The organism is Chitinophaga sp. RCC_12, assembly GCF_041360695.1.
Lineage (GTDB): Bacteria > Bacteroidota > Bacteroidia > Chitinophagales > Chitinophagaceae > Chitinophaga.
Genome location: NZ_JBFUPS010000004.1, coordinates 61,839 through 73,522, shown reverse-complemented (window position 1 = coordinate 73,522; position 11,684 = coordinate 61,839). Strand labels below are relative to the sequence as shown.

At 42.4% G+C, this 11,684-nt stretch carries 17 protein-coding genes; all 17 read left to right on the top strand.

What is annotated here, in order from left to right:
* The first annotated feature begins 47 nt into the window (after nt 1-47).
* The 17 genes from AB6805_RS13575 to AB6805_RS13495 all read left to right on the top strand — a co-directional run bounded on the left by AB6805_RS13575 (nt 48) and on the right by AB6805_RS13495 (nt 11,549).
* Nucleotides 48-719, top strand: coding sequence for a conjugal transfer protein TraI (locus AB6805_RS13575; RefSeq protein WP_370909962.1), 672 nt, complete (start codon nt 48-50; stop codon nt 717-719).
* 10 nt (nt 720-729) lie between these two features.
* Nucleotides 730-1,158 carry a hypothetical protein gene (locus tag AB6805_RS13570; protein ID WP_370909961.1) on the top strand — a complete coding sequence of 143 codons (429 nt, stop codon included), beginning with the start codon at nt 730-732 and terminating at the stop codon, nt 1,156-1,158.
* Nucleotides 1,159-1,167: 9 nt separating this feature from the next.
* On the top strand, nt 1,168-1,602 hold the full coding sequence (locus AB6805_RS13565; RefSeq protein ID WP_370909960.1) for a hypothetical protein: 435 nt from the start codon (nt 1,168-1,170) through the stop codon (nt 1,600-1,602).
* Nucleotides 1,592-2,242: a hypothetical protein gene (locus AB6805_RS13560; RefSeq protein ID WP_370909959.1), complete on the top strand. Its 651-nt coding sequence runs from the start codon at nt 1,592-1,594 to the stop codon at nt 2,240-2,242. The genes AB6805_RS13565 and AB6805_RS13560 overlap by 11 nt, the downstream gene beginning before the upstream one ends.
* A gap of 108 nt (nt 2,243-2,350) precedes the next feature.
* Nucleotides 2,351-3,124, top strand: coding sequence for a hypothetical protein (locus AB6805_RS13555; protein WP_370909958.1), 774 nt, complete (start codon nt 2,351-2,353; stop codon nt 3,122-3,124).
* 67 nt (nt 3,125-3,191) lie between these two features.
* Nucleotides 3,192-3,821 carry a TerB family tellurite resistance protein gene (locus AB6805_RS13550; RefSeq protein ID WP_370909957.1) on the top strand — a complete coding sequence of 210 codons (630 nt, stop codon included), beginning with the start codon at nt 3,192-3,194 and terminating at the stop codon, nt 3,819-3,821.
* A gap of 29 nt (nt 3,822-3,850) precedes the next feature.
* Nucleotides 3,851-4,852 carry a conjugative transposon protein TraJ gene (gene traJ / locus AB6805_RS13545; RefSeq protein ID WP_370909956.1) on the top strand — a complete coding sequence of 334 codons (1,002 nt, stop codon included), beginning with the start codon at nt 3,851-3,853 and terminating at the stop codon, nt 4,850-4,852.
* Nucleotides 4,853-4,873: 21 nt separating this feature from the next.
* Nucleotides 4,874-5,491 carry a conjugative transposon protein TraK gene (gene traK, locus AB6805_RS13540; protein ID WP_370909955.1) on the top strand — a complete coding sequence of 206 codons (618 nt, stop codon included), beginning with the start codon at nt 4,874-4,876 and terminating at the stop codon, nt 5,489-5,491.
* A gap of 2 nt (nt 5,492-5,493) precedes the next feature.
* Nucleotides 5,494-5,841 (top strand): hypothetical protein, encoded by a 348-nt coding sequence (locus AB6805_RS13535; RefSeq protein WP_370909954.1) that lies wholly within the window; start codon nt 5,494-5,496, stop codon nt 5,839-5,841.
* 11 nt (nt 5,842-5,852) lie between these two features.
* Complete coding sequence (gene traM / locus AB6805_RS13530) at nt 5,853-7,139, top strand: conjugative transposon protein TraM (RefSeq protein WP_370909953.1); 1,287 nt, start codon at nt 5,853-5,855, stop codon at nt 7,137-7,139.
* Between the two features lie 28 nt (nt 7,140-7,167).
* Nucleotides 7,168-7,998 (top strand): conjugative transposon protein TraN, encoded by an 831-nt coding sequence (traN, locus tag AB6805_RS13525; RefSeq protein WP_370909952.1) that lies wholly within the window; start codon nt 7,168-7,170, stop codon nt 7,996-7,998.
* Nucleotides 7,999-8,026: 28 nt separating this feature from the next.
* Nucleotides 8,027-8,539, top strand: coding sequence for a hypothetical protein (locus tag AB6805_RS13520; protein ID WP_370909951.1), 513 nt, complete (start codon nt 8,027-8,029; stop codon nt 8,537-8,539).
* Nucleotides 8,540-8,572: 33 nt separating this feature from the next.
* Nucleotides 8,573-9,400: a hypothetical protein gene (locus AB6805_RS13515; protein ID WP_370909950.1), complete on the top strand. Its 828-nt coding sequence runs from the start codon at nt 8,573-8,575 to the stop codon at nt 9,398-9,400.
* A gap of 153 nt (nt 9,401-9,553) precedes the next feature.
* Complete coding sequence (locus AB6805_RS13510) at nt 9,554-10,363, top strand: DNA adenine methylase (RefSeq protein WP_370909949.1); 810 nt, start codon at nt 9,554-9,556, stop codon at nt 10,361-10,363.
* Between the two features lie 25 nt (nt 10,364-10,388).
* Nucleotides 10,389-10,817 (top strand): hypothetical protein, encoded by a 429-nt coding sequence (locus AB6805_RS13505; RefSeq protein WP_370909948.1) that lies wholly within the window; start codon nt 10,389-10,391, stop codon nt 10,815-10,817.
* A gap of 87 nt (nt 10,818-10,904) precedes the next feature.
* Nucleotides 10,905-11,207 (top strand): hypothetical protein, encoded by a 303-nt coding sequence (locus AB6805_RS13500; protein ID WP_370909947.1) that lies wholly within the window; start codon nt 10,905-10,907, stop codon nt 11,205-11,207.
* A gap of 57 nt (nt 11,208-11,264) precedes the next feature.
* Nucleotides 11,265-11,549: a helix-turn-helix domain-containing protein gene (locus AB6805_RS13495; RefSeq protein ID WP_370909946.1), complete on the top strand. Its 285-nt coding sequence runs from the start codon at nt 11,265-11,267 to the stop codon at nt 11,547-11,549.
* Nucleotides 11,550-11,684: the final 135 nt, after the last annotated feature.

Below are 11,684 nucleotides of genomic sequence, written 5' to 3'. Positions count from 1 at the left end.
TAGCTGAACCCCAGACCTTAAAATACTTTTAAACAAAACGCAGAGCGATGAAGAAGAGATTGATGATGTTGATTCTCTGTATCGGGTTAACGCTTGCCCCCACGCAGCAAAGCCATGCCATCTGGTGGTGGGTGGCGAAAGCAGCCATCAAAAAAGCAATCAAAGCTGCCGACCTTGCCATCCAGAAACAACAAAACAAGGTCATCTGGTTACAGAACGCCCAGAAGTCATTGGAGAATGCAATGGGAAAATTAAAACTTAATGAAATTTCCGAGTGGTCAGAAAAACAGCGCAAGCTTTATGATCAGTATTTTCAGGAGTTGTGGAAAGTAAAAAACGCTATCGCCACTTATCAGAAGATCAAAGGTATTATTAACCGGCAGTTGCTGCTGGTGGAGGAATATAAGAATGCGTGGACCTTATTGCAACGGGATGAAAATTTCACCCCGCGCGAAATCCGGCAAATGTTCCGTGTCTATTCCGGCATCATCGACGAAAGCCTCAAAAACATTGATGAACTGTTACTGGTGGCTAATTCTTTTGCTACACAGATGAGTGACGGCAAACGGCTTGAACTCATCACCCAGGCCGATGCCAACCTGGAACAAAATCTCGTTGACTTAAGAAAATTCAACAATCAGAATTTTCGCATCAGTATTTCCCGAACCACTGATGCACATCAGGTCCAGATTCTGAAGAAGATTTACGGCCTGGATTAATTACTAATGTATGACTGAACACCAGATTGAACAAGCCATTTCGGATTTTACCACATTCATGTATCAAAAGGGTTATAGAGCAAAATTCGCACTGGTCCATACTGTAACAGAAAGAATATTTTTTAGCGGTAATCTCAGCGAATGCTTAAAACAGTTCTTTAAGCTGCATCCTGATAATTCGCAACATGTGCAGATCAAGCTTAGTACTAGTCTACCTTATGAACCTAATATATACTGCAGTTTAGACCTTCAATTTGATCCAGTTAAAGGCTTTTTGATAAAGGCAATGCGGATCGTGGATTTGGCATCCCGGCAAAAGCGCAAATATCAAGGGATTCAAAGCAATCTTCAAATCCCCGGAGCAAGCTCGTTATATGGTTTGTTTCCAAAAAAGAAGCCCTGGGACGATTTTTTTAAAGGGAAAAGATTTCGGCCTTAACTAAACATTATGGAACAGAACAGACTTGACGAATACATAAAATCCTTTCAGGATTTATTTGATGAGAAAGGATATGGCGAAGCGGCATTGAAAAACGACGTCCCAGATGGTACATTAAATCGGATGGTCCGCAGTGGTTTTACTTCGCTGGTAAATTCCGAAGACGTGCATTCCGTTTCATTTACCATATTCGGAAAATTCGGGCTAGAGAAAGAGCATGTAAAAATGAAGTTCACCTTTGATTACAACCGGGAAATACAAACTATCAATTTAAAATCAATTGCCATTCAAACTCCTTTTGAAAATGGCATTGTCGTCCCCCTGATAAACAGCAGTTTTCCCAGCAGTCAGGAACTCTATGAAGAATTTCTTAATTACCGGAAGTGTACCAATAATATAAACACTAAACGGAAGCCCTCCAAAAGAAAAGGTAATGACCTATAAACAATTTTTAAAAACCTGGAAACTTCGGCTCATCTGCCCAATTATGATTGGGCTGTTGTGCAGTAATGCGGCGCATGCGCAGATCAGCATCTTTAATCAAAAATCTACCCAGACAAAGTATATGCTTCAGCAGATAGCTGCATTAAAAGTGTATACGGACTATCTCAAAAAGGGCTATTCAGTTGTGAAGGATGGCACCAAACTCATTAATGATATTAAAAATGGGGAATTCGGACTTCATAAAAATTATTTCGGCAGCTTAAATACCGTCAGCGGAGCGGTGAGAAAACATCCTAAGGCAGCAGCTATTTATAATATGCTATCTGATATCAGTATTCAGCGAGGCAAATTCTCTTCGTTATCTCCATTATTACCGGAAGCCCAGGCAACAGACCTTTCCGGTGTATTACAATCTATTGCGGCACAATCTAAACTGGACCTGGACGAAATCCTTATGGTTATGGAAGATGGCAGCATTGAAATGACCGAGGATCAAAGGATCGAACGGATTGGAAAGATTTATGAGCGGGTACAGAAATCCTGGGCCTGGCAACGGGAACTATTTAACCGTACCCGATCGCTTATCAGCTATCTGGAGCGATTAAAACGAGACATAGACCAGCAACGAAAATTAGAATAGTATTTATAACGCCTGTGATATAACAGGATTAAATGTGCAGATGTTATGGTGAGGATTATATCACTTGGGCTGGGCCTTCAAAGCACCGGTTTATATTTTATGTCCTGCATGGACATATTACCAAAAGCGGATTACGCCATCTTTTCTGATACCGGGATGGAGGCCGCAGCAACTTACAAATACCTCGACTTTCTGCTAACCTGGCAGCAAAGTAACGGTGGCATACCCATTATCGTCTGCCGGGATAAGAATCTATATGAAGATCTATTACGCACAGCTGAAGATGGACACGAAGTATCCATACCTGCTTTTACCGCCAACGAAGATGGCAGTATAGGTATGCTTCGCCGGCAATGCACCCATAAATACAAAATTCAGGTTACCAGCGACTACATCCGTGACCATATCTATAATCTCCCCAAAGGATCAAGAAGGCCACCAACTGCTGTCTGGATGGGAATTACTACTGATGAAATGGAAAGGATGGCGTTTCCCTCAGAAGCCTGGCGTATCAATACTTATCCGCTGCTTGGCTATTATACTACCCATAAAGGAGAGTGTAACCATATTAATTGGGGTATACCAATGAGCCGGCAGGATGTCGTCCGGTGGCTGGTCTTACATGATTTACCCATTCCCACAAAAAGTGCCTGTGTTTTCTGTCCCTATAAGTCAGATGCAGCATGGGCCGAGCAGAGAGAATTTGCCCCCGAAGATTTTGCTGCTGCTGTAAACATTGATGAAGCCATAAGGGATAGTTCCCATAAAGGGATTAAAAACCCGGTTTTCCTCCACCGTAGTTGTACTCCGCTTAAGGAGGTCGGATTTGATCCCAGGCAGTCCCAAGCCTGGGGTGAATGTTCCGGTAACTGCCATATCTGATTTTGGCTGATCCTAAAATGCCGCGCAAAACGGATGCTCCGTTTTGCGCACCAAAACTGTTTGACTCATGAAATTTCTTCTTTCCCTTTTGTTGACCATAGGCTGCTGCCTGCAGCTACAACTGGCTTCCGCCCAAGTGGCGGAGTTAGAACAGTTAGCCCTCAATATAGAAAAACTGGCCCAGTTAAAGTCGATACTTTCTAATATGAAAAAGGGCTACGACCTTGTCAGTAAGGGCTACACAAAAATTAAAGATATCACAGAGGGTAATTTTAAAATCCATGAAGTTTTTTTAGATGGTCTTATGGCCGTTAATCCAAAAATCGCCAAATACAGTAAGGTTCCTGCGATAATAGACAATCAGATCAATATCCTTAATGAGTACCGTAATACCTGGAACCGGATTAGACAGGGTGGGCGATTTACCCCCAATGAGCTATCCTACATCTCGAAAGTATACAGTAACCTTTTTAACCGAAGCATGGAAAATATTGATGAATTAACGATGGTAATAACCGCCTCCCAGCTTCGTATGACAGATGATGAAAGGCTCCGGGCCATTGACCGGTTACATGAAGAGATGCAACACAAACTCTCTTTCTTAAGGGCCTTCAATAAGAATGCATCTTTAATTGACAATCAAAGGAAAAAAGCATTGGAGGACATCGGAGAAATCCGTTCCATTTATGCTCAGTAGGTAATTGATAACAGGTAATAAATGTGATTATGAAAAAGTGTGGGTACAGGCTTTTTATTGCCTTAGTGATTATTATTATTCCGTTTGCTAGCTATGCACAAACCCCGAGTGCAAATATTTATGGCCTTCATAAGGTTTTAGAACGCCTTTTTGATGAAATGCTCCCTATGTGCAAGCGGATGATGGATATAGGTCGTGTTATCGGTGGCTTTGCCGCGCTTTCCTATATTGGTGTCCGTGTCTGGAAACATATTGCACGAGCTGAAGGCATAGATTTTTTTCCTTTACTGCGTCCTTTTGCTATTGGCCTTGCAATCTTTTTGTTTACTGATTGCATTGCCCTTATAAACGGGGTTTTAAAACCGGTCGAGGCTGCGACCCGCGAAATGAGCGGTGACGCCAGCAAAGCAATCCTTTACAACATTGATCAACAGGAACAAGCATTAAAAAAAGATGTACCTGCCGGTATTTATCCCGACCAGGGAAGTGATATGGACAAATATCAACAACCGGACGGCAGTAGCGAAGAAGGTCCCTTTTCAGGATTGAAAAATGCTTTTTCGATTTTTAATATCAAAGGCATGATCAAAATGCTGATCGTTGAAGTTGTCCAGATTATTTATACTGCTATCGGCCTCTGCATTAATACTATCCGGACATTTTACCTTTTGATATTGGCAATTCTTGGCCCACTTGTATTTGGCCTTTCCATTTTCGATGGTTTTCAAAACGCGCTATCATCCTGGTTTGCCAGGTATATAAATGTCTACATGTGGTTACCGGTTGCAAATCTATTCGGGGCCATTACTTCCAAAATACTGGAAAACATGATGACCCTTGACCATGATTTTTTTAGCAGCACTGCCTATATCATTTTTATGATCATCTCTATCGTCGGCTATACAACAGTCCCCAATGTTGCCAGCTACATCGTTCAGGCTGGAGGTAAAGATACGCTCCTGCACAAAATCAACAACATGACCCAGACGGCTGGTAAAGGTGCCGCCGCTGCGATGGGAAAGCTAATCTGAATCCTTTAAAAACAATAGTAAATGTTCCGGCAATTTCAAAATATCGAAACTGCTTTCCGGCATGTACGTCTATTCTCATTTGTGCTTATAGCTGCTTGCATGGCCATTACTTGTTTTGCAATCGTAGAAAGCTATAAAATGGTCAGCGAAACGCAACGGCGGATCTATATCCTTGCCAACGGCAAAGCCCTCGAAGCCTTTTCAGCAGAGCGTAAAGATAACATACCTGTCGAGGCACGCGATCACATCAGGATGTTTCATTACTACTTTTTCTCACTCGATCCGGATGATAAAGTAATTGCTACCAATATCGGCAAAGCGCTGTACCTGGCAGATGCGTCTGCGAAAAAGCAATATGATGACTTAACTGAAAGCGGCTACTACGGCGGTATTATATCAGGCAATATTAGCCAGAAGGTGGAACCCGATTCTATAACCATCAATTTGAATACGATGCCTTACTACTTCAGGTATTATGGAAAGCAAAGAATAATCAGGCCAACTGCGGTACTGGACCGCATTCTGATCACCGAAGGTTACTTACGCAACGTTGACCGCTCAGACGCCAATCCCCACGGCTTTCTGATTGAACGTTGGCGCATCATCGACAATCGTGACCTGGAAGTAAAAAGCAGATAGTCATGAGATTTATTAACAAAAAAGAAAGGGATGAATTCTCAGATAAAGCAGCGGCTTCTATTGCTTCCGCTATCGTTTCGTGGCAGCATAAGATTGCAACCTGGCTATGCAATTGTGACAGGCGCCTGCTTCCAAGGCAAAGAAAGCTGCTATACGCCTCAATCGGCATTGTAGCCATTGTATACCTGGCTATAATGCTAAGCAGAGCCCTGACTGCACCTCAGCCCCATGCCATTAAAGCGCAGTGGCTTAAAGCACCGGAAGATACATCACACTTCCCATCGGGAAAAAGCCCGGCATTCATCCCTTTCCATGATTACAAACAGAAGAAGAAACATTTTTCATACTAAACAAATCCTGTATGGAACACACTGAACAATTTAATAAACGAAGAAAGTTTTTACTCATGTTGCCATTAATGGCATTACCCTTTGCAACCCTTGCCTTCTGGGCAGCAGGCGGTGGTAAAACCGGACAATCAGAAACGAAAAAGGAACTAGGCGTCAATTCCAATTTGCCTGGCGCACACCTGGCAGTACAGCCGAAGGATAAAATGGGTATTTATCAAAAGGCGGCAAAGGATTCTGCCGGCATGCGCAGCCAGCTTTCGTTCGAACCATTTATAGATCGGGACTCCTTTGCGGTACCGGCGCCGGATTCTCTATCACCCACTATGCAACCATATACCGGTGGACTTATTAAACAGTGGTCGACTGCACCAGATCCCAATGAGGCCAAAGTGAGAAATGGTTTGCAGCGGCTTGAAGAAGCAATAAACCGCCCATTACCAGAAACAAGGGAGGAGCCTGATTTACCGGTGGATAATACCACAGAAGAAAATATTAAACGGCTGGAAGAAATGATGCAATCCGTTACAGCAACTTCCGGCCCTGATAAGGAAATGCAACAAATTAACGGGATGCTTGAGAATATACTTGACATTCAAAATCCCGGCAGGGCGGAACAGAAGTTAAAAGAGCAAAGTCTTAAAAATCGTGGACGGGTATATGCAGTTTCAAAACCGCAGCTGAAAACAACGGCAGACTATCTGCCGAATGGACAACCGCCGTATGGCACTAAGGTGATTGATTCCGGACTTGTTCCCATTTACGAACCTTCAACGGAAAGGAATGCATTTTATGGCTTGTCTGTAACTGAAAATGATTACACACAACAAACAGCAATTCCCGCAGCGATACACGGCACTCAGACCCTGGTTAGTGGCTCAACCGTTAAGATGCGTATCCTGGAAGATATCCTCATCAATGGTGTAACTATCCCTGAAGGATCATTTATCTATGGTACCTGTACTGTAAGTGGGGAGCGGCTAAAAATTGAAATACCCGGTATCCGGTACAGCAACAATATATTTCCGGTGTCGCTGACTGTATTTGCGCTGGATGCACTCGAGGGCATTCCTATTCCCGGTGCCTTAACTAGGGATGCTGCGAAAGAAGGGGCGGATCGTACGCTACAAAGTATGCAACTAATGAGTCTTGATCCATCTATTGGAGCCCAGGCAGCCGGCGCTGGCGTTGAAGTGGCCAAAGGGCTGTTCGGCAAGAAGGCTAAACTGGTCCGCGTTACCGTAAAGGCTGATTATCCACTAATGCTCATGGATGAGAAGACCAGACAGGAATCCCACTAATTACTAAATGAAAATCAAAACTTATAATATGAAATATCTATTGTTATTACTGATTTTTTTTACAGGTTCAATTCACTCTTTTGGTCAGAGCAATACTGTGCCGGCAAATCCAGCTATCCTGCCAAGCTATCCGATTGAGTTGAGCTGGCATAAGACACAACTGTTGATTTTTCCAGAGCCAATCAAACATGCCGACCGGGGCGATTCCTATGTACTGGCGGAGACGTTTAAAGAGGCAGATAATATCCTGAAAGTAAAAGCAGGGAAGAAAAACTTTGAAGAAAGCAACCTACAGGTCGTAACCAACGGAGGTAAGGTCTATTGTTTTACCGTAAAGTACAGCGACAATATCAGCGGTCAACCCATTGATATGGCTAAGGTTAAACCTTACGCCCCTGTTACCTTCCGGGGCTTATCGCTGAACAGCACCGAGATCGAAGATTACGCTAAGGCCATCACTGGTAAGGTACCGTTTCTTTCGGGCGATAAATTCTCCCGGTATGGTATGGGACTGGAGACAGAAGGAATCTACATAAAAAACGATGTGTTGTTTTTTCAATTCCACCTGCGCAATCAAACCCATATCGGCTTTGATGCTTCTTCGATAAGATTTTTTATCCGGGACCGGAAGAAGTCAAAACGTACTGCAGTCCAGGACAAGGAAGTTGAACCGCTGTATGTGCTGCAGTCAGGTGATCCGCAGTCCGGTAAAGGTCAAACGATCATAGCAGCATTTGCCCGATTTACTATTGCGGAAGGAAAACTCTTTACCATCGAAATTATGGAAAAGGATGGTGACCGCAATCCTTCCAACCGGCTTAAACAAAAAAAGCTGCTCAAGGCCCGAAGCCTGTATTAAATAACCAATCCGATAATGGCCAATGAATATGGAACATGAATCAAGACCATCGTATGCTAATTCTATCATGGCGGAATTGCATGACTGGAGTAAACTGGAGGCAGACCTCTCCCAAATCTTTAAGCGGGGAGCAATAGAAGGTCTGGATGACAGAGATTTTAAAAAACTGACCCTTTCGGAATATGATCGCATCGTCAGTATTTATTCCGGTAATGCCGTGACCAGGGATGAGAAAGTATGGTTCAAAGTTTTACAATACCAAAGGGCCAAACTGGAAAAATCATTATACCCTGGATTACTTACAAGATTGCTGCGCAGGGTCATCCGCAACATGCGGCAACCAGCAGAGCTGAGAAATGAAGCATATATGGCTCGTCAGGCAGGCATGAACGAATTCTATACCCGCCAAAAATCCCCAACGGCCAGCCAGTCAGAGCAACAAGGGCAAGACATGGGTCAGCAACAATCACCCAAGAGTTATGGCCCGGACCTCGGTGGCCGCAAATGGGATGCTGATAAAAAGCAGGGACCGCATCTTTAAAAATCATTGTTTAGCAACTATAAATAGTATAATATGGAAACAGATAACCTGGAAGAACTCAAGGAAGTGATGTACCGTAAAGGATTCGGTACGGATCATAGCGGAGAACTGGAAGAAAAGCTGAATTCGGGTGAGCCAGTCTTTACTATCGAACACGATGAAAAAGTTAAGGAAGATCTGGCGGCCTACGATATCAATTTTTCAAGGGGCGGTGAGCAAAACAAGGCATACCTCAACAGCTTTGACATTGCTTATTATGAAAATGGGGATACCACTAAGGAACCAAGAATACAAAATTTTCCTGCTAAGTTTCTTGTTACTGCAGCAGAAGCTTTCCGGATGGTCAAACATGGTACCAATGTAGCTGTTCACAAAACACTTTACAATAAAAACCATGAAAAGTACAATACCTGGATGAGTGTTGATACCGGCGCCCCAAAGGATGAATACGGAAATTACCCGTTAAAAACATTTCATCAGAATTACTATGGTAGTGACCCTTTCGACGTTAAGGACGCCATGAAACAGCTTCAGACGCCTGTAAAAGAACTCGAATTTCCTATGCAAAGGGAAAATGCCGAAAAGGCTTTGAAAAAAGGAAATATACTTGAAGTTACCATCCTGCACAATGGTGCAGAACAAAAAGGATATTTAACGGTAGATCCACAGCATGCTGGCTTAAAACTTTGGGACCGTCATCCTGATCACAGAGAGGCGGTTGTTATTGAGGCAATCGCCCGGCCAAAGCAGCAACAGAGTAATAAACAAGATCCTCACAACCAGGCGCCCGATCAAAAAAAAAAGTTCGACCAAAGGGTAAGCCAGGGCAAGAGGAACCAGAGTAGGGGTTTTAGACCTTGATGAATTTACTAACACACGACAATATGATTGAAGAGCGGATTGAATTTACCGGCAGACTGCAGACAGTGGCAGTCTGCCGGTAAATGAACAATATCCTTGAATTAAAACAAAGTGCTTATTGGTAATAATTGTGATTGATAGAAAAGAGATAGAATGATAAAAAAAACCATTAAACCGCCACTTACCTATTATGGTGGCAAACAGACTTTAGCACCATTAATTGTTTCGTTATTTCCAGAGCACGTATTGTATGGGGAACCATTTGCTGGAGGAGCCGCTGTTCTTTTCCATAAAGAACCGTCCAAGAGTGAGGTCATTAATGATACCAATAGAGAACTAATGAACTTTTATAGGGTCGCGCGGGATCAGTTCCCGAAACTAAAAAAAATGGTTCAAAGCACCCTGCATAGCCGTGATGCCTACCGGCAGGCAACGGTTATTTATAAGAATCCGGATATGTTTGATGAAATCAAACGGGCATGGGCTATCTGGACTATTTCCTCCCAGGGATTTGCCAGTAAACTGGACGGGCCATTTGGATTTGATAAAACGCAGAACACAACTTCAAAGAGAATTGCCAACAAGCGAATTTCCTTTACTAAAGAGATCCCGGAACGACTTGCCCATGTCCAGATAGAATGCGCAGATGCCCTTTATGTCATCGCTAGTAGGGACCATGAAGGTGCATTCTTTTATTGTGACCCGCCCTATATTGGATCTGACTGTGGGCATTACAAAGGTTATACAGCGACCGATTATGAAGCTTTGCTAAACTTACTTTCTACAATTAAGGGGAAATTTTTGCTGAGCTCATACCCATCTGATGTACTTACCAGGTATATTAAAAAGCATAAATGGGATTCCATTCAAAAGCAGCTTAAAGTAACCGTTAATACAAAAAGCGGGAATCAAAAACTTAAGACAGAATTATTAACCTCCAATTACCCATTCCCAAAGGGCTGATCCGAGATAAACTGCATTGTGGATTATGGAAACAAAATTAAAAGACAACAGGATGGTTGAACGGGTCGTTGTGGTATACCCTGATCTGACTACCGATCCGATGAATATGCAAGGCAAGATCGGAAAAGTTACTTCAGCTTACGCTGAAGACGTTGTGACTGTGGGTTTCATTGATGGTACCACCGGCTATTATAAAACAGATGCTTTGGCTACAATGCTTCCGAAAAACAAATTACTGGATCTTCTTCATGACGACCTGGACCTACTATCTGCAAATCAACAGCGGGAGATTTTGCAAATCATTAAAGAAATTATGAAGAAAAATCCTATGTCTGCATTAGCAAAGGCAATGGAAAATGAGTTCACTAAATCCTATTGTACAGTAACCTTACAGGCATGGCAGGAGCTAAAACTGGGGCAGCAAAACGCAAAGCAACAGAGACAAGGGCTTTAAATCCGTAGACTGTTCCCGTTATTGGAGAAAAAACTTTTATTGACAACCACTATGGGATTATTTCAAACTGAAATTAATTTAGTTATTATGGCAGATATAAAGAAGCGTGTATTAATCCTTAGTACCGGCAAGACCATTAAACTTTTTGGTAATAGTATTGCTATTGGAAAATCTCTTGAAATCGGAGAAGGATATGCCCCTAATCTTTTCTCCGCAGGCACCGGAAGCGATCACGAAAAGCCTACTGGTACGGTCAGTAATCCGCATTCATTAACAGCTCAAGAAATGCATGAGATTGCTGATTTCAATATCCGGTTATGGCTAGATTTAAAGGATAATCTCCGCAAATATGGTCTCACAAATCCAAAAACATTCAAACCTGGTGATTAGATTAGATGATACTTAGGAGTATTTTATTGTAAACGTGTGGTAAGATAAGGAGGCAAAATGGATACGTTTTTTATTCCCAATGAAAATGATTTTAAACGCTGGATAAAGGAAGCCTTAAAAGAACTATTAGAATTCATTCCGGGAAATGCCCTAAAGAAAGATGATTCAGATTCAGAACCGTTAATGTCCCGAAAGGAAATTGCTTTTATGTTTAAAGTTTCCCTGGTTACATTGAACAATTGGAAAAAGGCCGGTCTGCCGTCATACAAACAAGGTGGTCGCGTCTACTTCTTATATTCGGAGGTAATGGCATATCTAAAACAAAAAACAAAACCAGAATAGGTTTTAGTTTTGGTACTAATATTCAAGTTGCACAGGAAAGTGATTAAGGACCGATAGATACCTTTAGAGACATGTTAATACATGTCTCTTTTTTTATTTCAAAAATCCTAGAAGGAAGTCAGATAATAAATATTC

Coding starts and splice junctions, on each gene's coding strand:
- AB6805_RS13575 (WP_370909962.1), top strand. CDS start 48: ATGAAGAAGAGATTGATGATGTTGATTCTCTGTATCGGGTTAACGCTT.
- AB6805_RS13570 (WP_370909961.1), top strand. CDS start 730: ATGACTGAACACCAGATTGAACAAGCCATTTCGGATTTTACCACATTC.
- AB6805_RS13565 (WP_370909960.1), top strand. CDS start 1,168: ATGGAACAGAACAGACTTGACGAATACATAAAATCCTTTCAGGATTTA.
- AB6805_RS13500 (WP_370909947.1), top strand. CDS start 10,905: ATGGCAGATATAAAGAAGCGTGTATTAATCCTTAGTACCGGCAAGACC.
- AB6805_RS13515 (WP_370909950.1), top strand. CDS start 8,573: ATGGAAACAGATAACCTGGAAGAACTCAAGGAAGTGATGTACCGTAAA.
- traN (WP_370909952.1), top strand. CDS start 7,168: ATGAAATATCTATTGTTATTACTGATTTTTTTTACAGGTTCAATTCAC.
- traM (WP_370909953.1), top strand. CDS start 5,853: ATGGAACACACTGAACAATTTAATAAACGAAGAAAGTTTTTACTCATG.
- AB6805_RS13510 (WP_370909949.1), top strand. CDS start 9,554: ATGATAAAAAAAACCATTAAACCGCCACTTACCTATTATGGTGGCAAA.
- AB6805_RS13555 (WP_370909958.1), top strand. CDS start 2,351: ATGGACATATTACCAAAAGCGGATTACGCCATCTTTTCTGATACCGGG.
- AB6805_RS13505 (WP_370909948.1), top strand. CDS start 10,389: ATGGAAACAAAATTAAAAGACAACAGGATGGTTGAACGGGTCGTTGTG.
- AB6805_RS13550 (WP_370909957.1), top strand. CDS start 3,192: ATGAAATTTCTTCTTTCCCTTTTGTTGACCATAGGCTGCTGCCTGCAG.
- AB6805_RS13520 (WP_370909951.1), top strand. CDS start 8,027: ATGGAACATGAATCAAGACCATCGTATGCTAATTCTATCATGGCGGAA.
- traJ (WP_370909956.1), top strand. CDS start 3,851: ATGAAAAAGTGTGGGTACAGGCTTTTTATTGCCTTAGTGATTATTATT.
- AB6805_RS13495 (WP_370909946.1), top strand. CDS start 11,265: ATGGATACGTTTTTTATTCCCAATGAAAATGATTTTAAACGCTGGATA.
- traK (WP_370909955.1), top strand. CDS start 4,874: ATGTTCCGGCAATTTCAAAATATCGAAACTGCTTTCCGGCATGTACGT.
- AB6805_RS13560 (WP_370909959.1), top strand. CDS start 1,592: ATGACCTATAAACAATTTTTAAAAACCTGGAAACTTCGGCTCATCTGC.
- AB6805_RS13535 (WP_370909954.1), top strand. CDS start 5,494: ATGAGATTTATTAACAAAAAAGAAAGGGATGAATTCTCAGATAAAGCA.